Origin of the sequence: Paenarthrobacter sp. NPDC092416, assembly GCF_044755025.1 — a bacterium.
GTDB lineage: Bacteria > Actinomycetota > Actinomycetes > Actinomycetales > Micrococcaceae > Arthrobacter.
Genome location: NZ_JBIVQG010000009.1, coordinates 125280 through 148048 on the forward strand (window position 1 = coordinate 125280; position 22769 = coordinate 148048).

At 63.1% G+C, this 22769-nt stretch carries 13 protein-coding genes, 2 tRNA genes and 1 riboswitch; of the genes, 7 read left to right on the forward strand and 8 right to left on the reverse strand.

The window, feature by feature from the left end; translation table 11 throughout:
• Nucleotides 1-23 precede the first annotated feature (23 nt).
• Together ACIQC5_RS16935 and ACIQC5_RS16940 are read right to left on the reverse strand one after the other, a co-directional pair.
• Nucleotides 24-467: a hypothetical protein gene (locus ACIQC5_RS16935; protein ID WP_400284818.1), complete on the reverse strand. Its 444-nt coding sequence runs from the start codon at nucleotides 465-467 to the stop codon at nucleotides 24-26.
• Nucleotide 468: 1 nt separating this feature from the next.
• Complete coding sequence (locus ACIQC5_RS16940; RefSeq protein ID WP_400284821.1) at nucleotides 469-1887, reverse strand: phosphomannomutase/phosphoglucomutase; 1419 nt, start codon at nucleotides 1885-1887, stop codon at nucleotides 469-471.
• A gap of 126 nt (nucleotides 1888-2013) precedes the next feature.
• On the opposite strand from ACIQC5_RS16940, the gene ACIQC5_RS16945 reads away from it, so the two are divergent.
• Both ACIQC5_RS16945 and ACIQC5_RS16950 read left to right on the forward strand, forming a co-directional pair.
• Nucleotides 2014-4179 carry a RecQ family ATP-dependent DNA helicase gene (locus ACIQC5_RS16945; RefSeq protein WP_400284824.1) on the forward strand — a complete coding sequence of 722 codons (2166 nt, stop codon included), beginning with the start codon at nucleotides 2014-2016 and terminating at the stop codon, nucleotides 4177-4179.
• Nucleotides 4180-4309: 130 nt separating this feature from the next.
• Nucleotides 4310-5749, forward strand: coding sequence for an MFS transporter (locus tag ACIQC5_RS16950; RefSeq protein WP_400284827.1), 1440 nt, complete (start codon nucleotides 4310-4312; stop codon nucleotides 5747-5749).
• A gap of 44 nt (nucleotides 5750-5793) precedes the next feature.
• Here the strand turns inward: ACIQC5_RS16950 and ACIQC5_RS16955 are convergent.
• Both ACIQC5_RS16955 and ACIQC5_RS16960 read right to left on the reverse strand, forming a co-directional pair.
• Nucleotides 5794-5881, reverse strand: a tRNA-Ser gene (locus tag ACIQC5_RS16955).
• Between the two features lie 143 nt (nucleotides 5882-6024).
• Nucleotides 6025-8292, reverse strand: coding sequence for a prolyl oligopeptidase family protein (locus ACIQC5_RS16960; RefSeq protein WP_400284830.1), 2268 nt, complete (start codon nucleotides 8290-8292; stop codon nucleotides 6025-6027).
• Nucleotides 8293-8351: 59 nt separating this feature from the next.
• Here ACIQC5_RS16960 and ACIQC5_RS16965 point away from each other — a divergent pair, with 59 nt between their 5' ends.
• Both ACIQC5_RS16965 and cycA read left to right on the forward strand, forming a co-directional pair.
• Nucleotides 8352-10325 (forward strand): FAD/NAD(P)-binding protein, encoded by a 1974-nt coding sequence (locus ACIQC5_RS16965; protein WP_400284833.1) that lies wholly within the window; start codon nucleotides 8352-8354, stop codon nucleotides 10323-10325.
• A gap of 85 nt (nucleotides 10326-10410) precedes the next feature.
• Nucleotides 10411-10509, forward strand: a riboswitch (glycine riboswitch).
• Between the two features lie 148 nt (nucleotides 10510-10657).
• A complete protein-coding gene (cycA, locus tag ACIQC5_RS16970) occupies nucleotides 10658-12124 on the forward strand; it encodes a D-serine/D-alanine/glycine transporter (RefSeq protein ID WP_400284836.1) in 1467 nt (488 codons plus the stop codon).
• Nucleotides 12125-12198: 74 nt separating this feature from the next.
• Here cycA and ACIQC5_RS16975 read toward each other — a convergent pair whose 3' ends face one another.
• From ACIQC5_RS16975 to ACIQC5_RS16990, 4 genes are all read right to left on the reverse strand, one after another.
• On the reverse strand, nucleotides 12199-16716 hold the full coding sequence (locus ACIQC5_RS16975) for an ExeM/NucH family extracellular endonuclease (protein ID WP_400284838.1): 4518 nt from the start codon (nucleotides 16714-16716) through the stop codon (nucleotides 12199-12201).
• A gap of 189 nt (nucleotides 16717-16905) precedes the next feature.
• Entirely contained in the window at nucleotides 16906-17400 is a 495-nt protein-coding gene (locus tag ACIQC5_RS16980) for a septum formation family protein (RefSeq protein ID WP_400284841.1), read from the reverse strand.
• 173 nt (nucleotides 17401-17573) lie between these two features.
• A complete protein-coding gene (locus ACIQC5_RS16985; RefSeq protein ID WP_400284843.1) occupies nucleotides 17574-18359 on the reverse strand; it encodes a VOC family protein in 786 nt (261 codons plus the stop codon).
• Between the two features lie 213 nt (nucleotides 18360-18572).
• Nucleotides 18573-18663 (reverse strand) — tRNA-Ser (locus ACIQC5_RS16990).
• Between the two features lie 102 nt (nucleotides 18664-18765).
• Between ACIQC5_RS16990 and ACIQC5_RS16995 the strand changes: the two genes are divergently transcribed.
• From ACIQC5_RS16995 to ACIQC5_RS17005, 3 genes are all read left to right on the forward strand, one after another.
• Nucleotides 18766-19749, forward strand: coding sequence for an NAD(P)H-quinone oxidoreductase (locus ACIQC5_RS16995; protein WP_400284846.1), 984 nt, complete (start codon nucleotides 18766-18768; stop codon nucleotides 19747-19749).
• 37 nt (nucleotides 19750-19786) lie between these two features.
• Nucleotides 19787-20332 (forward strand): PadR family transcriptional regulator, encoded by a 546-nt coding sequence (locus tag ACIQC5_RS17000; protein WP_400284848.1) that lies wholly within the window; start codon nucleotides 19787-19789, stop codon nucleotides 20330-20332.
• A 149-nt stretch (nucleotides 20333-20481) separates the two neighbouring features.
• Entirely contained in the window at nucleotides 20482-22767 is a 2286-nt protein-coding gene (locus tag ACIQC5_RS17005) for a carbon starvation CstA family protein (RefSeq protein ID WP_400284851.1), read from the forward strand.
• The last annotated feature ends 2 nt before the right edge of the window (nucleotides 22768-22769 follow it).

A 22769-nucleotide genomic window follows, 5' to 3' on the forward strand; every position in this document is an offset into this window, starting at 1 on the left:
GTCATCAGCTTACGGAGTCAGGTCTAGTCCACCCAGACAACGGGCTCATTGGTATCGGATTCAAGCTGGCCAAACGTCAAGCCATTGGCCGTTTGTGCGTACGGAACGACGGCTGCCAAGAGGTCACCGTTCCGGTGCTCGGCACCTGCGGAGATACCGTCCGAGCCATGCTCGGGGAGGGTGACATCTTGGGCGATGGCAATGGCGCGGTACCCGTCACGGCCTTGGCGCAGCAGTTCCACGACGTCGGCCATCATGGCTTCCGTGTCGACGTGTCCGTCGCTGTCCAGTTCACCCGGGGTGACGAAGACAATCCGAATCTCGCCATCTTCCGCGACTGTAATCCCGAAGGGCAAGAAGCCGGCATTCTGCTCCAGATGCTCTTGGGCTGTTCCCAGGGCCGCGCTCAAAGCATCCTGGAGTTCCCGCAGTTCCACAGAGTTACCTCCGGCGTCAACTGCGGCCATGCTAGGCGCGCACCAGCGCAAGGACGCGGTCGCGGATCTTTTCCATGGTGGGCTGATCCTTGGCTTCGGCGTTAAGCCGCAGGAACGGCTCCGTGTTGGACGGGCGCAGGTTGAACCACCAGCTGCCGTCCTTGGCCGTAAACGTGCTGCCATCCAGGAAGTCGACGTCGATGTCTTCGTTTTCGAAGTCCACGCGGACGCGCTCCACGGCGCCGGCCTTGTCGTCGATTTCGGAGTTGATCTCTCCGGAGGATACATAGGGTTCGTATTGGCGGCCAAGCTCGGACAGAGGGCCGTCCTGCTCACCCAAGGCGGCCAGGACGTGCATGGCCGCAAGCATGCCCGTGTCAGCATTCCAGAAGTCACGGAAGTAGAAGTGGGCCGAGTGTTCGCCACCGAACACGGCACCTTCCTCGGCCATGACAGCCTTGATGAAGGAGTGCCCCACACGGGTGCGGACCGCGCGTCCGCCGTCCGTGGCAACGAGCTCGGGCACGGCCTTGGACGTGAGCAGGTTATGGATGATCACCGGGGTTTCTTCACCTGCGGCTTGGGCACGGGCGATTTCCCTGCGGGCCACCATGCCGGTGATCGCCGACGGGGACACGGGCTCGCCCTTTTCGTCGATGACAAAGCAGCGGTCCGCGTCGCCGTCGAACGCCAGTCCGATGTCCGCGCCGTGCTTGATGACGGCCGCCTGGAGGTCGCGCAGGTTTTCCGGCTCAAGCGGGTTTGCAGGGTGGTTCGGGAAGGAACCGTCCAGTTCAAAGTAGAGCGGGACGATCTCGAACGGCAGGGCCGGCAGCAACTTGTCGCCGAGGACGGCGGGGGTGGTCAGGCCCGCCATGCCGTTTCCGGCGTCGACGACGATCTTCAAGGGGCGGGAGCCCGAGAGATCCACGAGTTTGCGGAGGTATTCGGAGTAATCCTTCAGGACATCGTGGACGCCGATCCGGCCTCGGGTTGCCGCTGCCGGGATGCTGGCGTTGTTCAAGTACTGCTCCGCGAGGGCCTGGATTTCCTTGAGGCCGCTTTCGGAGGAAATGGGCTGGGCGCCGGCCTTGGCCATTTTGATGCCGTTGTATTCGGCGGGGTTGTGGCTCGCGGTGAACGTGGCGCCAGCCGCGTTGAGGGCACCGCACGCGTAGTAGAGCTCATCGGTGGAGATCAGGTCCAGGAGCTGTACGTTGGCGCCGCGCTTGGCCGCACCATTGGCGAATGCCTGGCTGAACTCCGGTGAGGAGGGGCGCATGTCGCCGCCCACAAGGACAGTCTCACCTTCCAGGCCGAGGACATCGATGAACGCAGCACCTACTGCCTCGACGATTTCGGCGGTGATGGAGTCACCGACGATCCCGCGGACGTCATACGCCTTGAAGGAAGCCGAAAGGTCGAAGTTCTTGTTTTGCTCGCTAGTCACGGGCTCAATCCTACTGTGGACGGACAATCAGGCAGGAACTGGACGTCGCGTTATGTGGAAATCGCTTGTCCACATAGCGCAGTCACCGGGTTCAGGCTGTCAGGGGCGGCTGGAATACTGATAGCCATGGCCAACAACTCTCCAAACGCAGCCGTGTCAGTGCAAACACCTACCTACCAGCAGGCTTTGGCGTGCCTGCGTGAGCTTGTAGGCCACCCAGCGGCCGAATTCCACGATGGCCAGTTCGAGGCGATCGAGGCACTGGTGGATGCCGGACGCCGTTCGTTGGTGGTCCAGAGGACTGGTTGGGGAAAGTCAGCTGTCTACTTTGTCTCGTCGTTGCTGCTGCGCCGCCGTGGCGCTGGACCAACGCTTATTGTGTCCCCCCTTCTCGCGCTGATGCGGGACCAAGTGGAGGCCGCCGCGAGGGCCGGTGTTCGAGCCGTGGCGATCAACTCGGCCAACGCACTTGAATGGGACAACGTGCTGGCTCAACTGGCCGCCGACGAGGTCGATGTCCTTCTGGTTTCCCCGGAGCGCCTGACTAATCCGTCGTTCCGGGAAAACCAGCTCCCCGAGCTCATCAGGCGAACCGGGCTCCTGGTGATTGATGAGGCCCATTGCATTTCCGACTGGGGACATGACTTCAGGCCGGACTACCGCCGCATCGCCGACCTCATCGCCCAATTGCCGCCGAGCGTTCCAGTGCTCGCCACCACGGCCACCGCCAACTCCCGCGTCGTGCACGACATCGAGGAGCAGCTTGGCGCAGGTGTGCTGACCATCCGTGGTGCACTGGGCCGTGAATCCCTGCGTCTGGGTGTTCTGACGCTCGCTGATTCCCGTGACCGACTTGGCTGGCTCCTAACGCACCTGGCTGACATGCCCGGCAGCGGCATCATCTACACCTTGACCGTTTCTGCCGCTGAGGACACGGCAAGGCTCCTGTCCGAGGCGGGCCACAACGTCCTGGCCTACACGGGCCGGACGGACCCAGCTGATCGTGAGCGGGCTGAGCAGCTCCTCAAAGACAACCAAGTAAAGGCCCTCGTAGCCACCTCCGCTTTAGGGATGGGCTTCGACAAACCGGACCTCGGATTCGTGATTCACCTGGGTGCGCCATCGTCGCCCGTTGCCTACTACCAACAGGTAGGGCGCGCCGGGCGAGGCGCAGCCAACGCAGACGTGCTCCTGCTCCCGGGTTCTGAAGACCGCGAGATCTGGCAGTACTTCGCCACAGCTTCCATGCCTTCGGCCGAGAAAGCCGACGCCGTTCTCAACGTCCTCGGTGATGCCGGAGCAGCGCTGTCCACGGTGGCACTCGAAGCCCGTGTGGACCTTCGCCGGACGCCGCTGGAACTACTCCTGAAGGTCCTGGCCGTGGACGGGGCAGTGGAACGCGTCGGCGGAGGCTGGCGTTCCACAGGACGACCCTGGCTGTACGACGCCGAGCGCTACGCCCGCATCGCTGAGGCCAGGGTGGATGAACAGGATTCCATGGTCATCTATCAGGACACTGCCGGCTGCCGCATGGAGTACATCACCTCAGTGCTGGACGACGAGACTGCCGCAGCTTGTGGACGCTGCGATAACTGTGCTGGCCGTTGGTTCCCGGCCGATGTAGCTGCCGAGGCCGCAAACGCTGCCGGTCAGACGTTGCGACGGGCAGGCATCGCGGTGGAACCGCGGCTTCAGTGGCCCAGCGGCATGGACCGGCTCGGCGTTGGGGTCAAAGGCAAGATCAAGCCGGACCAGAGCCTTTCCGAGGGCCGCGTGCTGGCTCGACTCACGGACCTGGGCTGGGGTGGCGCCCTCCGCGAACTTTTTGCCGCGGGGTCTCCTGACCGTGCGGTGGATCCCGCCATGTTGCAGGCCTGTGTTCAGGTGCTGCGTGAATGGTCGGGCGCGGAAGGGACCACGCCGTGGAGCGGGGCAGGACGACCTGCCGCGGTGATCAGCGTTCCATCCAGGAGCAAACCCCAACTGGTCGAATCGCTGGCTCAGGGTATTGCGGGGATTGGGCGGATGCCATACCTCGGTCAACTGCAACCCCAGCACGGCGGTCCAACAGGGGCCCGTGGAGGCAACAGCGCCTACAGGCTGGCCGGCGTCTGGGATCGATTGGTGGTCGGACCGGAGCTGGCGCACGCCTTGGAGGGCGTCGGAGGTCAGAGCGTTCTTCTGGTTGACGACCTCGTGGACAGTCGCTGGACCATGACGGTGGCGGGCAGGGCGCTTCGGCTGGCCGGCACCGGTGCTGTGCTTCCCCTGGCCCTTGCGCAAGCCGGCTAAGGCTCTGGGGCAGGCGAAATCATCGCGAAGAATCGTCATGTTGTGATCGCTCTCACTCGCGGTCTATAGGATCGAGCCAACACGCCTGCTTCCCGCCGCGGGCCAACCAGCCACACCTTGGACCGGAGCCATGACCACGAAACCCAGCAACACCGACGTCGCCACCGCTCCTGAGGAAAAGTGGCAGCCTCGGTTGGCTTTGCTGGTGGCAGCGACGTTCTTCATGGAATTCCTCGACGGAACTGTCCTGACCACCGCGATTCCGAGCATTGCGTCCGACTTCCGGATCGCACCTGCGGACGTCAACATCACGATGACGGCGTACTTGGTGACCGTCGCCATGGGCATTCCGCTCAGCAGCTGGCTTGCCGAGAGGCTCGGCGCGCGCAGGGTCTTCTGCCTCGCCATCGCCATCTTCACGGTTGCGTCGCTGTTGTGCGCTCTCAGCACGGACCTGACCATGCTCACTTTGAGCCGGGTGGCGCAAGGCGCGGGCGGCGCCATGATGGTTCCGGTGGGCACACTGGTGGTGCTGAGGGGGACGCCAAAATCCGAGCTGCTGAGGGCAACGGCGTATCTGGTGTGGCCTGGCTTGCTCGCTCCCGTTCTTGCGCCGCTCGTCGGCGGCGCGCTCACGACTTTCCTGTCCTGGCATTGGATCTTCCTCATCAACGTTCCGCTCGGAATCGCGGCTTTCATTGCGGCGCTGAGGCTGGTGCCAAGAACCAGGCTTGACGGCAGGCGCCGCCTCGACTGGTTCGGCCTGCTCCTGACCACCCTGGGCGTGGGCGCACTCGTGATCGGTTTGGAGACCCTGGGCGGCCACGCGCCGGGGTTCGTTGCCGCCGTCGTGGTCGGCGCGGGAGCCTTGTCGCTTGCCGGTGCCGTGTGGTGGATGGCGAAAGCGAGGTTCCCGTTGTTCAACCTCAACGTTTTCGGGACGCGGACTTTCCGGGCGACATCCACGGGCGGGTTCATCTACCGGCTCACCATCAGTTCGGTCCCGTTCCTGCTGCCCCTGATGTTCCAAGATGGCTTTGGCTGGGATCCGCTGAAGGCCGGCATCATGGTGGCCGCTGTTTTCGTCGGCAACATCGGTATCAAGCCCGCCACCACGCCCATCATCAGGCGTTTTGGTTTCAAGCCGGTGCTGGTCTTCGCATCATTTGCGTCAGCGGTGACGTTCGCTTTGTGCGCTTTCCTGGATGCCCAAACTCCCGAACCGTTGATCTTTGCCCTGTTGCTGTTCAGCGGAGCCTTCCGTTCCATTGGGTTCTCCGCATATGCGTCGGTGCAATACGCGGACATCGTCCCGGGGCAGTTGCCTTCGGCCAACGCGATCTCGGCAACCCTGGTCCAATTGGCGGCAGCAGCAGGTATCGCGGTAGGAGCCCTGTTCCTGCGGTTGTTCGAGACGGCGGATGTGTTCGGAACGGATCAGGTCTCGGCGTACAAGGGTGCGTTTATCGCCATGGCCTTGCTTATGCTGATCAGTACCGTGGACAGCCTGACCCTTCACCGTCATGCTGGGGCCGAAGTCAGCGGCGGAGCCAAACGGGGCGCGAAGTAAGGGTTAACGCAAAAGGTCCCGGTTCGAAAACCGGGACCAATTCGCGGAGACGGGGGGATTTGAACCCCCGGTGGAGTTGTGCCCCACACTTCATTAGCAGTGAAGCCCATTCGGCCGCTCTGGCACGTCTCCAATTGCTATTGCTAGCCCACCAAGGATACGCAGAATCAGGGGTCCAGCGCAAAACGAGCCGCCCGTTTCTGTGGTTCCCTGCGCACAAGACCGTTGGAACGGCCCGTCACGCAGGGAACCATGGAATCGGAACCCGAAGTTCGTTAGTGGCTCCCGGCCAGCGAACGCCAGAGGAAGTGGTTGCTTCGGGCCTGGAGCGCAGCGGCCTGGCGGTTGTCCGAGGCTCCGGCGTGTCCGCCCTCAAGGGCCTCGTGGAACCAGACGTTGGGGATGCCCATGGCCTGCATGCGGGCTGCCATCTTTCGGGCCTGGACCGGGCCAACACGGTCATCGGAGGTGGCCGTCCAAATGAACGTCTCAGGGTATTCCACGCCGTCGCGCAGCAGGTGGTAGGGCGAGAACGTCCTGATGAACTCCCATTGCTCGGGCACCTCCGGGTCGCCGTATTCGGCGACCCAGGAGTAGCCCGCCGACAGTTTGGAGTAGCGGCGCATGTCCAGCAGGGGTACGCCACAGGACACCGCGCCGAACAGCTCGGGGTACTGCGTCAGCATGTTGCCCACCAACAACCCGCCGTTGGAACCGCCCACACAGCCGAGCCGCTGCCGGCTGGTGACACCACGGGAGATCAGGTCACGGGCCACAGCAGCGAAGTCCTCGTAGGCCCTGTGACGTTTTTCCTGCAAGGCCGCACGGTGCCAGGAAGGACCGTACTCGCCGCCGCCGCGGATGTTGGCAACAACGTAGACGCCGCCGCGGGAGTGACCCCTGGCCGGATCGGAAGGGTCACTCTGGGTGCGCCGCTCCAGCCAGGCCCGTCCGATGGTGCCGCTGTAGGCCGGGGTGCGTGAGACCTCGAATCCACCGTAGCCGGAAAGCTGCGTGGGATTCTGGCCGTCGAGCACCAGATCCTTCGACGCGACCTGGAAGTAGGGGACCCGGGTCCCGTCCGCGGAGACTGCGAAGTGTTGCTGGACCTCGTAGTCGGCGTCGTTGAAGAACGACGGCGACTGCTTCACCACGGCGTGCTGGCTGGAAACGCCGCCTGTGCGCCCGGTATCCAGCGAGTAGACAGCCTCGCCCGGCGTCAAAGTCCCGCGGGTCAGCGTGGTGGGCGTGGTGAAACCAGTGGCGACCAACCAGTAGTCGTTTCCTGCGCCGTCAGGGTCCTCGTCCTCGTCGTCCACGGCGTAGGCGTTCACGTCGTGCAGAGGAGGGCAAGCGTCCAAGACGGTAGAAGCCCAGGCCCCGGCGGAGTTGACTGCGGCGGGGTCCAGCACACGGATCTCGGAGGAAACGTCGCGCAGCAGGTTCAGCAGGAGGTAGTCCTTGGTCCAGCTCCAGGACTGGAGGGAGGTCCGTTCGTCCGGCATGAACAAGGCCACCAGGGAACGCGAGCCAGCCAGATAGCCCTCGAAATCGGCAGCGAGCAAAGACCCGGCCGGGTACGAAACACCCGCAACGTCCCAGTCCTTCTGCGGACGGAAGAGCAGCCAGTCCCGGTGGGCGCTGATGTTCACGTCGGTGGGGACATCGATGGCTACCCACGAATCGTCCCGCAGCAGCCAGGTGCTCCGGTTGTAGAAGTCGATGTAGTCCACGGCGAACGTCCGCTCAAAACCGGGGGTGTCATCGTGGACCACCATGGCCAGCATGTGGTCTTCAGGAATCTCGAAGAGTCGCTCGGCTTCGGCGAGCGACTGGCCTCGGCGGAGCTTCACGCCGGTCCGGGCGTAGGACGACGAGGTGGCAGGCAGGCCTTCAGCCGTGCTGGAAACGAGCAGGGTGTCCGTGTCCAACCAGCTGACGTGGCCCTTGGCGGTGGGCACGTCGAAGCCGCCGGAAGCTGGGTCAACAAACGTGCGGGTTTCGACGTCGAACTCGCGGTGCCGGTTGGCGTCGCCCCCATCGGGCGAGAGGGAGACCATGGCGAGACGGTACTCGCCGCCGTCGGCAGGACGCAGGAATCCCGCTCCGTGGAAGACCCACTCGACGCCCTCGGAAGCTGCCAAGGCATCGATATCCAGCAAGACGTCCCACTTGGGGTCTTCGGCGAGGTAGCTCTCCCACGTCGTGCGGCGCCATAGGCCCTTGGGGTGTTCCTGGTCCTTCCAGAAGTTGTAGTAGAAGTCGCCCCGCTTGTTGACCATGGCGATTCGGTCCGTGGAGTCGAGGACTTCGAGGATCCCGGCTTCCACCGCGGCGTACCCGGCATCCTCCAGGAGCTCCTCGGTCCGGGCGTTCTGCTCGCGGACCCATGCGAGCTGTTCTTCACCGTGGATATCTTCCAGCCACACGTTCTCATCCGTGGGTTCGGGCGCGACGTCCGCGGCGTGGCGGGGCCCGGACTTGGTCTCTTGTGCAGTGTCATTCTCAGGAAGTGGCGTCTGATCAGCTTCTGTGGTGGTCATCGCCCCATCCAAGCAACACTGTTCGACGGTAAGCAAGTCACAGGAAGTTAGGCTTGAGCGTGGCTAAATCGCAAATCAACCGTGTGGCGCTGATCGGTGCTGGCCCTCGCGGCACCAGCGTGCTTGAGCGGTTGATGGCGAACTGGGCTCAGGCCCAACGCAACCACAACACTTCCGCCGCGTCCGCACCGAAGCTGCACATCGACGTCGTGGATCCTTATCCCGCCGCGTCCGGACATGTTTGGCAGCCGGAGCAGTCCCGCCTTTACCTGATGAATACGCAGGCCTTCTATCCGACGCTCATCCCCGAGGACCCGATGCTGGCCCCACCGCTGGCGGGTGGTTCCTTCGACGAATGGCGGGCCGCCCGGCGTCGTGATGGTCAAGGACTCAACGACGCCGAAAGGACGGAGCTGGACGGGCTTGAGTCGCACAACTTCCCCAGCCGCGCGCTGTACGGGCGGTATTTGCGCCAAACCCTGGAGGGGTTGCTGCAGCGGCTTCCCGACGGCGTCGAGGTCACGTTCCACGAAACGTCCGCCGTTGCCGTGCGTCCGGTCGCCGCTGCCTCCTCACCGCAGGCGTTCGACGTCGAACTTGCCGACGGCGCCCACCTCACCGTCAGTTCCGTGGTCCTTGCGTTAGGTCACATTGAGTCGCGACTGAATCCGGAGCAGCGGGCCTTCCAGCGGGCCGCCAACGAGCAAGGTCTGCTGTATTTGCCGCCCGCCGCGCCGGCCGACGTCGATTGGCAACGCGTGCCGGACAATGAGCCGGTCCTGGTCCGGGGGATGGGCTTGAATTTCTTCGATGTGATGGGCCAGCTCACCGAGGGCCGCGGGGGCAAGTTTGTGGAGTCGGCCGGGGGCGGTAACGGCGTACTCGAGTATCGGCCCTCCGGACGCGAACCGCTGATCATCGCTGCGTCCAGGCGCGGGACACCGTACCGGGCCAAGGCGGGCTTGGCAGGCTACTACCCGTCGAGCGTCACCCTGCGCTTCCTGACGAAAGCCGCCCTGGACCGGTTCCGGGCCGCTGGGATTCAGCCGGGTTTCGACCATGACCTCTGGCCGTTGTTGCACCGCGATGTTTTGTGGGCCTATTACTCAACATTGGCGGCCTCACAGCCGGCGGCTATCCGGGACGTCGCCGAATTCCTGGCAGCACTTATCGATGCATTGCAGCCGCACGCGCACGCCACAGGAAACTGGGAGTCACACGTCTCAGGACTCGTGGGCAAACACGTGGTTGCCTCGCGACGCCTGGATCTCTTGGGACTTGCTGCACCACTATCCGGACGCACCTTCGCTTCACGCCGGGATCTTGATGCGGCGCTCATCGCGTACTTGGACGATGACGCCCGGCGCTCGGCCTTGGGCGAAGCGGATCCCGTGAAAATGGCTATCGGGGCCCTCCATGCGGGCAGGGCAGTCCTCAAATCCGCGGTGGCTGACGGCGGAATTACGGACGAGTCATGGCTGGCCGGGTTGCGCGGCTGGTTCGAGTCGTTCGTTGAGGGTCTCGCCAGCGGGCCACCGGCCCTGCGCTCGGAGCAGCTGGCCGCATTGGCGCGTGCCGGCGTCGTGAGTTTCGTTGGACCGGACCCAAAATTCAGTGTGGACCGTACTGCCGGCGTTTTCCATGCGGTCTCGCCATGGGTCCATGACGCGCCGGCACAAGCCCGGACGCTGATCGAGGCGATGTCGCCGGCCAACAAGGTGGGCGCCAATATTTCCCCCTTGCTGAAACAGCTCATGGCCGATGGCCTGGTGCGCACCAAAATCATGATGAGCGCAGAAGGAACCCCGGTTCAGACCAGTGGCTTGGACGTGGAACCTCATCCTTACAGACCTGTAGGTGCCAACGGATCGGTGACGCAGGGGATCTACGTTTTGGGGCTGCAGTTGTCTGCCTCGCAGTGGGGTACGGCCATCGCAGCCGAAGCCACACCCGCAACAGGACCGGCCTATCCCAGTGGACAAAGGACTCTCCGGGATGCCGACGAAATAGCCCGCAGCATCCTCGACCAGTAGCCGGTTGCAACAGGCCAGCGGTTGCGGTGCGCGCCGTGGTTCGTTACTGTGTGAGCTGCATCACCGTTTTAGGTGTGCACGCTTTTGATCTGCGGCGGGAGAGTCCTGCCGGTACATCCAGTCAGGCGCCGTAGGAGCAAACCCTCCCCAGGAATCTCTCAGGCCCATGTACCGCCGCGGCGAGGCAACTCTGGAAAGCAGTCAGGCCTTGGTCCTGGCTCACCGAAGGTGCAAGCAGGCCCATGCCTGCGGAAACTCTCAGGTCCACGACAGAGCGGGGAGGAACCCGAATCATTGTGGCACCCTGTGCCGCCTGAACGATGGAGTTCCTCATGACGATTCAGCGCCCACCTTCCTCAGTTCCCGATTCACCACATCTAGAGCGTCAGCTCAGCAACCGCCACATCCAGCTGATCGCGATCGGTGGGGCGATTGGAACGGGCCTCTTCATGGGCTCGGGCAAGACCATTTCCGCCGCGGGCCCATCCGTGATTTTCGTCTACATGATCATCGGCTTCATGTTGTTTTTCGTCATGCGGGCCATGGGCGAACTGCTCCTGAGCAACCTGAATTACAAGTCCTTCAGCGACTTCGCCGCCGACCTGCTCGGCCCATGGGCCGGCTTCTTCACTGGCTGGACCTACTGGTTCTGCTGGGTCATTACGGGCATCGCGGACGTCATTGCGATCGCCGGGTACTCCCAGGAACTCTGGCCGGCCCTCCCGCTATGGGTGCCCGGGTTGATCACCATCGGCATTCTCCTGCTCCTGAACCTTGCCACGGTGAAGGCCTTCGGCGAGACCGAGTTCTGGTTCGCGCTTATCAAGATCATCGCCATCGCGGCTCTCATCATCGTGGGCCTCTTCATGATCTTCAGCGGCTTCCAGTCCGACGCCGGACCGGCCAGCTTCACCAACCTCTGGAGCCACGGCGGATTCTTCCCGAACGAGTTCATGGGCTTCGTGGCGGGCTTCCAGATCGCCGTCTTCGCGTTCGTGGGCATTGAGCTTGTGGGAACCACCGCCGCTGAGGCCAAGGACCCGGAAAAGAACCTGCCCAAGGCCATCAACTCCATTCCGATCCGCGTGCTGCTTTTCTACGTGGGCGCCCTCATCATCCTGATGTCCGTCACCCCCTGGACCCAGTTCGCAGCCGGACACAGCCCCTTCATCGCCATGTTCTCCCTGGCCGGACTCGGCGCGGCGGCCACCATCGTCAACCTGGTGGTCCTGACCTCGGCCATGTCCTCGGCCAACTCGGGCATCTACTCCACGTCCCGCATGGTCTACGGCCTGGCCCAGGAAGGTGACGCTCCCGCCGCGTTCGGGGCGCTGTCCGGACGCAAAGTACCCCGTAACGCCCTGTTCCTTTCCTGCGTACTGCTGTTGTCCGGCGTCGTCCTCATGTATGCCGGCCAGGACATCGGCAAGGCGTTCGACATGGTCACTACCGTGTCCGCGGTCTGCTTTGTCTTCGTGTGGTCCATCATTTTGGCCAGCTACATCGCTTTCCGGAAGCGTCGTCCGCACCTTCACGACGCCTCGGCGTTCAAAATGCCCGGTGGCGTCGCCATGGTGTGGGTGGTGTTCGCGTTCTTCGCCTTCGTTCTCTGGACGCTGACTACCCAGCCGGACACACTCGCCGCGCTTCTGGCCACGCCGGTGTGGTTCCTGATCCTCGGCGTCGCATGGTTCGTGCTGCGCCGCCGCCCGGCACACTTGGCCCGCTACGCGGTGTTCCAGGCGGAGCTGGAGAAGGACTCCAAGCGCGCACAGGAGCCGGAACCGGCACAGAAGTAGGAGCACTAACAAGGCAGGGCCCGTCACCACGAACATTGGTGACGGGCCCTGCCCTTGTTGGTGCTAAGAAGCGTTTAGCCCCTGAGGCACTTCTGGTACTCCAACCACTCAAACGCGTACCGGAGCCAGCCCACAATGTCGTACCACTTGGCTGGCTTGACCGGGGGAATGCACTGCGGCGGGTTCGGACCGCTGCTGGCAACGTTCACCAGTGCCTTCACCACGGTTCCGGACTCGACGGCGGTCAACACCAAAGTGCCGGTGCCTCCAGCTGCCGAGGCGGGAACCTTAAGGTCCACGGTGGCCGCACCTGCGGTGGCCGGAACGGAACCAAGCGCCACGGCGGTACCCTTGCTGTCAATGAACACGGCGTTGAGCGAGGCGTTGGCCGGGCTGCCGATGGAGGTCAGGTTGAGCTTGGATATGGCCAGTGCCATGGACTCGCCGGCCTTCACCTCGGCAGCTGTGGAGTTCACCACGGCAACAGAGCGGCGTGCGAAGTCAGGGGACACCGGCTTGTGTTCCTGCAGGTACTTGATCCACGCATCACGATCCACCAGGCCAGTGTCCTTCGTGTTGCTGCCTTCCTTGAAGACCCGGAAGTTGTCACCACCGGTGGCTAGGAAGCTGAAAGTACCGATCCTGTACTGCACGCCAGGATCAATGACAGCGCCGTTCACCCAGATTCCCGTGACGCGATCGCCCGCCGGACGGGCGGCGTCGTAGGTGTAGTTGACGTTCTTGGAAAGGCCCAGCTGCTGGTAAGGGCGGCTGGGCACCGTTCCATCAGGGTTGGTCTGCCACTGCTGCTCAAGAAGCGTCTTGAACTGGGCTCCTGTCAGGGAAGTGGTCCACAGGTTGTTCACGAACGGCAGGACCGCATTCGCTTCGGCATAGGTGATGGTCCCGTCCGGAGCGTAGTACAGCTCGTTGCGGAGTCCGCCGGGGTTCACGACGCCGATCTCCGCCGCGCCGAGTTCAGGCACCTTGAGCGTGTCAACCAGCGAATCCGCAACGAGGTTGCCGAGCGTGGATTCGTTCGCGCGGTCGTCACGCTTCGGGGCACCGCCGGTCGGGTCAGGCGTGAAGGCCGTGGTGATATCGGCGGTCACCGCACCCACCGGCTGGTTGCCAATCACGGCAGCATCCGCGAGGGCTTTGTCCACGATCGTCTTGACGGCAGCCACCCGCGGATACGCTGCCACAAGGCTCTCCGACGTGTCCGTGGTCCGGTCCACAATGGCGGCCTTGTAGGCGTTTACGGTCATGGACGCGGTATCAACCGTGAGCGTCACGCTTCCCACGTTTTCACCGTAGTTGCCCGTCTGCACGATCGGCCGGGTCTTTCCAGTGGGCTGGCCGTTTGTGTCCAGCACCGGTGCGTCCCAAGCGTATTCCTTGTGCGTATGACCCGTAAAAATCGCGGCCACGTCGGGAGTGGTTTCCCGCACGAGCTTGGCGAACGGGCCACCGGCCGCGACTTCCTGCTCCAAGGTGGCGCCTTCAGGCGTACCGGAAGCAGCGCCGTCGTGGTTTTCCACGATGATCAGATCGGCCAGGTCTTCTGCCTTGATCTTTGCGGCGACCCGGTTGATGGCTTCCACTGGATCACCGAACTCAAGGTCCGTGATGCCGGCGGGAGTCACCAGCGACGGCACTTCCTGCGTCACGGTGCCGATGACAGCCACCCGTACACCGTTCATCTCCAGAACCTTGTACTCCGGCAGGACCGGCGTGGTGGTGCCCTTCTGGTAAACGTTGGCGCCCAGGTAGGCGAACTTCGCGTTGGCACCTCCGGCAATGACACGGTCCCGCAGATCCTGCCAGCCGCCGTCGAACTCATGGTTGCCCACGGCAGAAGCCCGCAGCTCCAGCGCGTTCAAGACGTCGATAGTGGGCTGGTCCTTCGCCACCGAGGAAGCGAAGAGTGAGGCACCGATGTTGTCGCCGGCAGAGATAAAGGCGGTTGCACCGGGAGCGGCCGCCGCGCGGAGCTTCTCCACGGTGCCGGCAAAGAGCACGGTGTTGGTGTCGATTCGACCGTGGAAGTCGTTGATGCCCAGGAACTGCAGGTCAACGGTGGCCGGCGCATCAGGATTCAGGTTCAAGCCCACAACCACGGGATCGTGATCGCTGGCCCGGAACTCGTCACCGGCATAGTAGTTGGTCACATTGTTGTTATACCTGCTGTACTCCAGGGCCACTGACTCTACCGAGTTGATGTTCCAGATGTCCGTTCCAGTGACTGCCTTATGGGCCGCCGGGGACGCCAAAATGTGGTCCAAAGAGCCCACCATTCCGCCGAAGAGATAGGAGTGCTTGCCCGTCCCGGCTTCCAGGTCCGTGTAACCCGCGCCGGTGAGGACGTTGATGGGGTCCTCCTTGGCATAGGCGTTGAAGTCGCCAATGAGAAACACCTTGTCGGTGCCCTTGGTGGCCTGGAGGTCGTTGCTAAAGGCCAGCAGCGATTCTGCCTGCTTGGTGCGGGCGATGTTTGAGGCGCCCTGGCCCTTGTCGGTATCGTCCGGAGTGGCCGCGGAGCCCTTGGACTTGAAGTGGTTCACAATCGCGATGAACTTCTTGTCAGCGTCCCCGCCCACAGGTTTGAAGACCTGCGCCAGCGGCTTGCGTGCGCTCGCGAAAGCGACGGTGTCGTTGTGGATGATGGATTCGCCCACGGGTTCTGCCACAGCCTTCTTGAAGATGAACGCGGTGCGGATCATGTCTTCGTCGCTCAGCGGGGGAGCGTTGGCCGGTGTCCGTACGTAGTCCCACACGCCGGGTGTTTTGACGTTGAGGGCTTCCACCAGCTTGGACAGGGCGTCGTCGCGGTTCTTGCCGAATTGTGCCGAGTTTTCGATCTCTTCAAGGGAAACGACGTCGGCACCGGCCTTCATGATGGCAGCGACGATCTTGGCCTGCTGGCGCTCGAAGTTCGCCGCGTTGGCCGCGCCACGGGCATTACAACCATCTTTGACGGTGATCGGGTTGCCCTCACGGTCCGTATGGAACGTGCAGCCGGCAAGTTGGTCACCGGTGGTGGGGAAGTAGTTCAGCACGTTGAAAGAGGCCAGTTTGAGGCTCCCGCCAACGTCAGCCGGACCTTCAGGCCGGGTTGCGGTGAAGCTTGCCGGCTGGACTTCGTGCGCATTTGCCGGAGTGAGTGGTGCGAGGGGCTGGAACTTCCAGGAGTTGTTGCCGTATCCGAGGATGACGTTCGTCCGGAACCGGACCGGAGAGCCCACACGAACAGGATCGGACGTTGTCAGATAAGGCAGTTGCTGTGCCTTGGTAGCCGCGTCCTTGAGGAAGTTGGTAGAAGCGCCGTCGTCAAGCTTGATGCCGCGTAGCGCGTTGTCTGCCACCACGCCGGCGTATTCCGCCGAACCGTAGGCGGCCACAGCCGTCGGCTGCACCAGCGGCGACGTTCCGGCGGCCAGGCCGATTTCACCGTACTGGTTCAGGGAGTAGTTATCAGTGACGGTGAAGTCGCCCTCCGGCGTCAACAGCATGCCCTCGAGACTCTCCCGGGCGGACTCATTGGCCGGCATCGTGAAGGGCGTTGCCTTGACCTCGGAGGCTGCTTCGCTCAGCTTCTTAAGTCCGGCGGCCTCGACGGTGAGCTGGGTCTGATTGGCGAACTCGCTCACAACACCGGTGAGCTCCACGTGGTCACCCGGCTGGACCGTTCCCGCCGTCGTGGGCGAGTAAACGAACAAAGCGTCCGACGCCGACCTTGCCGCCTCGCCACCGCTACCGGGGGTCTGGACGTAGTAGCCGTTGAAACCGCCCGTGGCATAGACCGCTGTGATCTTGCCGCTGGTGGTCACTGTGCTGCCAACGAAGGGGCTCGCTGCGCCGGTTCCTTGGATTTCGGCTATCGCTTTGACGCCGGGTCCAGGATCAGGAGGAGTTGTACCGCCTCCGGTGGCCGTGGGCGTGATGGTGGCGCTGAGCTTGAAATCCGCACCGTTGGAGTCCGTGTCTGCGCCGTTGCTCCGGTTCAGGCTCTTGACGTCCGTGTTGCTGGCGGGTGCGGCCGCGGCCGTGGTTTCGAACGTGTTGGACGTGCCGTAGCCGAGGAGGTCGGCGATGACCGGGTTGCCGGTCACAGACCCCACGGCCAGAGGAGACACGGCAGTGGTTTGCTTGGCCAAAACCAAAGTCCCGGATGTGCCGCTGGGGTTGAGCGTGCCGGACGCCTGGACATCGGCCGCCGGGAGATCCGGAGCCGTGGACGTGCCGCTGTTGGTTGCCCCCTGGATCAGGAAATAGCCCTTGGCCGGAATGGAGCCGGTCAGGGACGTGATGCCGGTGGGCGCCCCCGTCCCGGCGCCCGACCTGTATTGGAGTGACCAACCGGCCAGGCTGACGGCGTCGTCCGAGCTGTTGTAAAGCTCCACGAACTTGTTCTTGAACGCGGCCCCGCTATTGCCACCGCTCAGGTAGGCCTCATTAATCACAACCGGCGACGTGCCCGCAGGGGCCGGAGGATCGTCGGCCGCGATGGCCGGAACGGCTGTCAGCGGGGCTGCGAGCAACCCCGCCGACAAAACCGTTCCCGCTGCTAATTTCCAGTGTTTATGGTGCATCCGCTCTAACTTTCATTAGGGGGCCCTGTAGGGCCCTTTGGACGACGCCCGCGCTCTTGTGAAGCGGACGATGTACCGGAACTTACTCCGGGTAAACCTAGCGATCGGGCATAGTAAAACTAGCGATCGGGCATAGCAGAACATGACGTGATGAATGGGACGTGGACCGGTGGTGGCCGGCTGGTGGTGCTACTTGGCGGAGGCCTTCAGGGTCCCGGTGACAGCTGATCCGGACGCTCCGCCGATCAGGCACACGATCTCCCGGTCGCCCGTCTTCCAGGAATCGCTGGTGGGGTGGAAGTACGTGACTTCCAGCGTGGATTCCTCGTACGCCTTGCCGACGAACGTGGAGAACTGGGCCCCGCAGTATTCTTCGGCTTGCGTGACCACGGAGGCATCGCCCGGGAAGGTTGAAGCGTCGATGTTCGATGACGCGTACGCTTCGAGATCGTGGCTCTGGTCGCAGGGAATGATGGTGACGTCGATGACCTCCCCGCTTGGCGGGTTGGCGATGCAGTCGCCCACTTTTACCTTGAAGGCGTCAGCCTTGGACGTCTCTGTGGGGCGTCCGGACTCGTCGCGCCTTGCGTCCCCGCTGCTGATGAGCGAGCAACCTGTCAAAGTCAGGGAGAGCAGGCACAACAAAGCTGCTGAAGTTTTGATGCCCTTGGAAAGGTGAAGCATTCTGGTCCTCGTTCCCGGAAGGACAGCAGCCAGTCCCAGGACCCGGGCTGCGGTCAATCGATGAGGGACCAGACAAGGACCCATGCCAGCCGATCCCCCGAGGCTGGCGATGAGCGGAACCGGCCGGCTGCCCGTGGGTAGGGGGCAGCCGGCAGGAACCGGGTGACAAAAGTCTAGGCGGTCAGAGCCAGATCCTGGACCAGCTTGAAAACAGCCCCGGTGGGGTCGGACAGCGTGGCCAGACGTCCGAAGGGAGTGTCCTCGGCGGGCTGGACGGTGGTTGCCCCCAAGGCAAGAGCTTGCTCGATGGTGCTGTCCACGTCCGCCACGGCGAAGTACACGCTCCACATCGACGGAACCTGTTCCGGCAGGAAACCGGATGCGTCCATGATGCCCGCCTTGGCGTCGTCGCCGGCGCCGAGCGTCGTGTAGCGGAACTCCGGGGTGTCGCCCACCACGGACGTTTCCCATCCGAAGACGTCCTGGTAGAAGGACACCGCAGACTCGTAGTTCTTGGAGAGCAGCTCGTGCCAGGCGGGCGCTCCGGCCTCTGCAGCGACCTCGTAGCCCTTCATCTCACCGAACTGCCATGCGCCGATCGAAGCCCCTGAAGTGTCCCCGTACATAGCCATGCTGCCCTGCTCGGGCACTTCCATGGGCTCCAGGAAAACCTGCCCGCCATGGGCCTTGGCAGCCTCCGTGGTTGCGTTGATGTCGTCGGTGCGGAGGTAGGTGGACCAGACATCCGGCATGGCGCCCATGTCTTCCTGCTTCTGCATGATGCCGGCCACCATCTGGCCGTCCTTCGAGGCTGTGATGTAGCCGCCGTACTTTTCCTGGTCCCCGGTCTCGTACGTCCAGCCAAAGAGGGTGTTGTAGAACGCTTTTGCCTTCTCGGTATCGGAGGTCATCAAGTCGATCCAGCAGGGCGATCCGGGGATGATGTCAGGCTTAGGCATGCGTAGGGCTCCTGTGGTTGTTCCGCGGCGAAAGCTACGGCTGTTTGTCAGTAGTGGTGGAGACAGACAGAACACTATGCGGGGGCTATGACAGTTTCAATGATCTTCTGGATGTCAGTTCTCAGATCGCGGCTGGGCCGGCACCTGCCTGGACGCTTCCGGGTGCAAAAAAAGCTGCCCCGGATTCCTAAAATGGAATCCGGGGCAGCTTGCTGGCGGAAGGTAAGGGATTTGAACCCTTGGTACGGGGTTACCGCACACTGGTTTTCAAGACCAGCTCCTTAGGCCGCTCGGACAACCTTCCCTGCCTAGTAGTGTTTCATAGGGAGTTGGCTGTTCCAAAACATCACGTACTCCAGTCCCTGCCCCGGGCCTGGAAGTACCAGCAAGAAACCGGGAGTTCGTCATGAAAGCCGTCTATATTTCCGAACCAGGCGGACCCGACGTCCTCGAAGTCCGCGACGTCCCTGCACCCGTGCCGGGCCAAGGCGAAGTGCTGATCGACGTCGTCGCTGCAGGCCTGAACCGCGCGGATGTCCAGCAGAGGCGCGGCTTCTACCCGCCGCCCCCGGGAGCTTCCGAAATTCCAGGTTTGGAGATTTCCGGTCGCATCGCGGCATTCGGTCCCGGTGTCACCAAAGCGTTCTCCATAGGCGACAAAGTGGTGGCCCTGCTGGCCGGTGGAGGTTACGCGCAGCAGGTCGCGGTGCCTGCCGAGCAGGTGCTTCGTTTGCCCGAGGGCGTTGATTTGGTGACGGCCGCGGCATTGCCCGAGGTTGCCGCCACCGTGTACTCGAACCTCATCATGACAGCCCAACTGCAGCCGGGCGAGACTGTCCTGATTCACGGCGCCACCGGCGGCATCGGCACCATGGCCATCCAGCTGGCCAAGGCCTACGGCGCCAAGGTGGCCACCACGGCAGGCACGGACGAGAAAGTCGGCACCGCCAAAGCCTTCCTTGGCGCGGATATCGCCATCAATTACACCGAAGAGGACTTCCCTGAAAGCCTCAAAGCGCAAAACGGCGGCAAAGGCGCGGACGTGATCCTCGACGTCGTGGGCGCAAAATACCTGCAGCAAAACATTGACGCGCTGGCTGAGTACGGACGGCTCATCGTCATCGGACTGCAGGGCGGAACCAAAGCAGAGATCAACCTGGGACAGCTGCTCAGCAAACGCGCCGCCGTCATCGGCACTGCGCTCCGGCCCAGGCCGGTGGCGGAAAAAGGAATCATCATGTCCGCCGTGCGCGAGCACGTGTGGCCGATGCTCGCGGACGGCCGGATCAAGCCTCTGGTGGCAAAATCGTTCCCGCTGGAGCAGGTCCGGGCGGCCCACGAGTATTTCGATTCAGGAGAGCACGTAGGCAAGGTTCTCTTGCTCCTCTAATCCCATGTCAGTCCGTCCAACCGATGCGAGGAGCGCCATGTCCATCCGGCACAGCCTGCTGGCCCTGCTCCATGACCAGCCACGGTATGGCTATGAGCTGCGCGTCGAGTTCGAAGACCGTACCGGGACCGCCTGGCCGCTGAACATCGGGCAGGTTTACACCACCCTGGACCGGCTCGAACGCGACGGTCTGGTCAGCAACGACGGCGACGACGGCGGCGGGCACGTCGTCTACAGCATCACTGACGCCGGGATCGAGGAAGTCGGGGCCTGGTTTGCGGGGGCGGTGGACCGCGGCACGCCGCCACGGAACGAGATAGCCATCAAACTTGCGCTCGCCGTCACGCTGCCCGGTGTGGATGTGTCCGCCGTCATCCAGTCCCAACGTGAGGTCTCTGTCAGGGCCCTGCAGGAGCACACCCAAGCGCGGAAGGCGGTATCGGCGAACCAGCGATCGGCGGACACTGCGTGGCTCTTGGTGCTCGATTCCTTGATCTTCCAAGCGGAAGCCGAAGTCCGCTGGCTGGACCTGTGCGAAGCCCGGATGGTGCAGCTGGGGCAGGGCAACGGCGGCCCCGGCTAGTACGCCCACCGCAGGAGAACCACCGCTCACCGCAGGACCGCGAGCTCCTGGTGTGTGCTGCCTTACTGTGTCTTCCCTCCTTGTTAGCGTGCCCCCTGAAAGTTCAGCGCACCCCGCGGTCCTACCGCAGCAGTTCTCAAGGAGGAGACATGGGCAAAGCACCTGACCAAGTGGAACTCGACCACGATGACCTCGCGGAAGGGCTGGATCCCACCCTGCCCGCACCCGCCGTTGACGACACCATCCGAGACGCGGCGGAACGTACGTGGACGCCTGCGAAGATCGGCCTCTGGGCGGCGATTTCACTGCTGGGCGCCGTGGCTTGGTACATGCTGGCGCTGGTCCGCGGCGAAACTGTCAACGCTATCTGGTTTGTTTTCGCGGCAGTTTGTACGTACCTGATCGGCTACCGCTTTTATTCGAAGGTCATCGAGCGCTACCTCCTCAAACCCGATGACCGTCGGGCCACGCCGGCCGAATACAAGGCTGACGGCAAGGACTATGTGCGCACGGACCGGAACGTTCTGTTCGGCCACCACTTTGCGGCGATTGCCGGAGCAGGACCACTGGTGGGCCCCATCATCGCGGCCCAGATGGGGTACCTCCCGGGCACTATCTGGATCATCATCGGCGTCGTTCTCGCCGGAGCAGTGCAGGACTACCTGGTCATGTTCTTCTCCATGCGCCGTGGCGGCCGCTCGCTGGGACAGATGGCCCGCGAGGAACTCGGTGTTATTGGCGGCACCGCAGCCTTGGTTGCGACGCTTCTGATCATGATCATCATCGTGGCCATCCTGGCGCTCGTGGTGGTCAACGCCCTCGGTGAAAGCCCGTGGGGTGTCTTCTCCGTAGGCATGACCATCCCGATCGCCCTGTTCATGGGCGTGTACTTGCGTTACCTGCGCCCCGGCAAAGTCATGGAAGTCTCCATCATTGGCTTCGTCCTGCTCATGGCGGCCATCATTGGCGGCGGCGCGGTGGCCGGCACCGAATGGGGCGCTGCCTTTTTCCACCTGGACAAAGTGACCATCGCATGGGGCATCATCGTTTACGGATTCATCGCCGCCATCCTGCCGGTGTGGCTGCTCCTGGCACCTCGCGACTACCTTTCCACGTTCATGAAGATCGGCGTGATTGTGATGCTCGCCGTCGCCATCATCGTGGTCCGTCCCGAGATCAATGTCCCCGCGTTCAGCGAGTTCGCCAGCCGGGAAAACGGACCTGTCTTCTCCGGGGCGTTGTTCCCATTCCTGTTCGTGACCATCGCTTGCGGTGCCCTGTCCGGCTTCCATGCACTGATTTCTTCGGGGACCACGCCCAAACTGATTGAGAAGGAACGGCAAACCCGTTTCATTGGCTATGGCGGCATGCTGATGGAGTCGTTTGTGGCCATCATGGCGCTTGTTGCGGCGATCTCGATCGACCGCGGCATCTACTTCGCCATGAACGCCCCACTGGCCTTGACGGGCGGGACGGTCGAATCGGCGGCGCAATGGGTCAACAGCCTGGGACTTGCCAACGTCAACATCACCCCGGACGTCCTTGCCCAAACAGCAAAGGACGTTGGCGAGGAAAGCATCATTTCACGTTCGGGTGGAGCGCCCACGCTGGCTGTCGGCTTGGCGCACATTATGCAGCAGTTCATTGGCGGGCCCGGAATGATGGCGTTCTGGTACCACTTCGCCATCATGTTTGAGGCACTCTTCATCCTCACCGCTGTGGATGCCGGCACCCGCGTTGCCCGGTTCATGTTGCAGGATTCCATCGGCAACTTCGTGCCCAAGTTCAAGGAGGCGTCCTGGCGTCCGGGTGCTTGGCTGTGCACTGCCATCATGGTCGGCGCCTGGGGCGCCGTGCTGATCATGGGCGTCACCGATCCGCTCGGTGGCATCAACACCCTGTTCCCCTTGTTCGGTATTGCCAACCAGCTCTTGGCCGCGATCGCGCTGGCCGTCTGCATGGCTATCGCGGCCAAACGCGGAGCGTTCCGGTATTTGTGGATTGTGGCCATTCCCTTGGCTTTCGCCACTGTCGTCACCATCACCGCGAGCTTCCACAAGATCTTCTCTCCAGTGCCTGCGGTCGGCTACTTCGCCAACAACCAGGCCTTTGCCAAGGCCTTGGCGGACGGAAAGACGTCGTTTGGTAGCGCCAAGACCGTGGAAGCCATGGAAGCTGTTGTTCGCAACACCATGATCCAAGGCGTGCTGTCAGTCATCTTCGTGACGCTGAGCATCATTGTCATTGCCACGGCTGTGGTGGCGACCGTCAAGGCGTTCCGTGACGGTGGGGGACGCAACAACGAAGATCCGGCCGTTCCCTCCAAGGTTTTCGCCCCTGCAGGGCTGCTCGCCACCGCAGCGGAAAAGGAACTGATTGCGGAGTGGAAGGCATTGCCGCCGGCCAAGCGCCTGGACAGGGCCGGCCACCACTAGTG

Coding starts and splice junctions, on each gene's coding strand:
- ACIQC5_RS16985 (WP_400284843.1), bottom strand. CDS start 18,359: ATGCCTAAGCCTGACATCATCCCCGGATCGCCCTGCTGGATCGACTTG.
- ACIQC5_RS16975 (WP_400284838.1), bottom strand. CDS start 16,716: ATGCACCATAAACACTGGAAATTAGCAGCGGGAACGGTTTTGTCGGCG.
- ACIQC5_RS16935 (WP_400284818.1), bottom strand. CDS start 467: ATGGCCGCAGTTGACGCCGGAGGTAACTCTGTGGAACTGCGGGAACTC.
- ACIQC5_RS16995 (WP_400284846.1), top strand. CDS start 18,766: ATGAAAGCCGTCTATATTTCCGAACCAGGCGGACCCGACGTCCTCGAA.
- ACIQC5_RS16945 (WP_400284824.1), top strand. CDS start 2,014: ATGGCCAACAACTCTCCAAACGCAGCCGTGTCAGTGCAAACACCTACC.
- ACIQC5_RS17000 (WP_400284848.1), top strand. CDS start 19,787: ATGTCCATCCGGCACAGCCTGCTGGCCCTGCTCCATGACCAGCCACGG.
- ACIQC5_RS16980 (WP_400284841.1), bottom strand. CDS start 17,400: ATGCTTCACCTTTCCAAGGGCATCAAAACTTCAGCAGCTTTGTTGTGC.
- ACIQC5_RS16960 (WP_400284830.1), bottom strand. CDS start 8,292: ATGACCACCACAGAAGCTGATCAGACGCCACTTCCTGAGAATGACACT.
- cycA (WP_400284836.1), top strand. CDS start 10,658: ATGACGATTCAGCGCCCACCTTCCTCAGTTCCCGATTCACCACATCTA.
- ACIQC5_RS17005 (WP_400284851.1), top strand. CDS start 20,482: ATGGGCAAAGCACCTGACCAAGTGGAACTCGACCACGATGACCTCGCG.
- ACIQC5_RS16950 (WP_400284827.1), top strand. CDS start 4,310: ATGACCACGAAACCCAGCAACACCGACGTCGCCACCGCTCCTGAGGAA.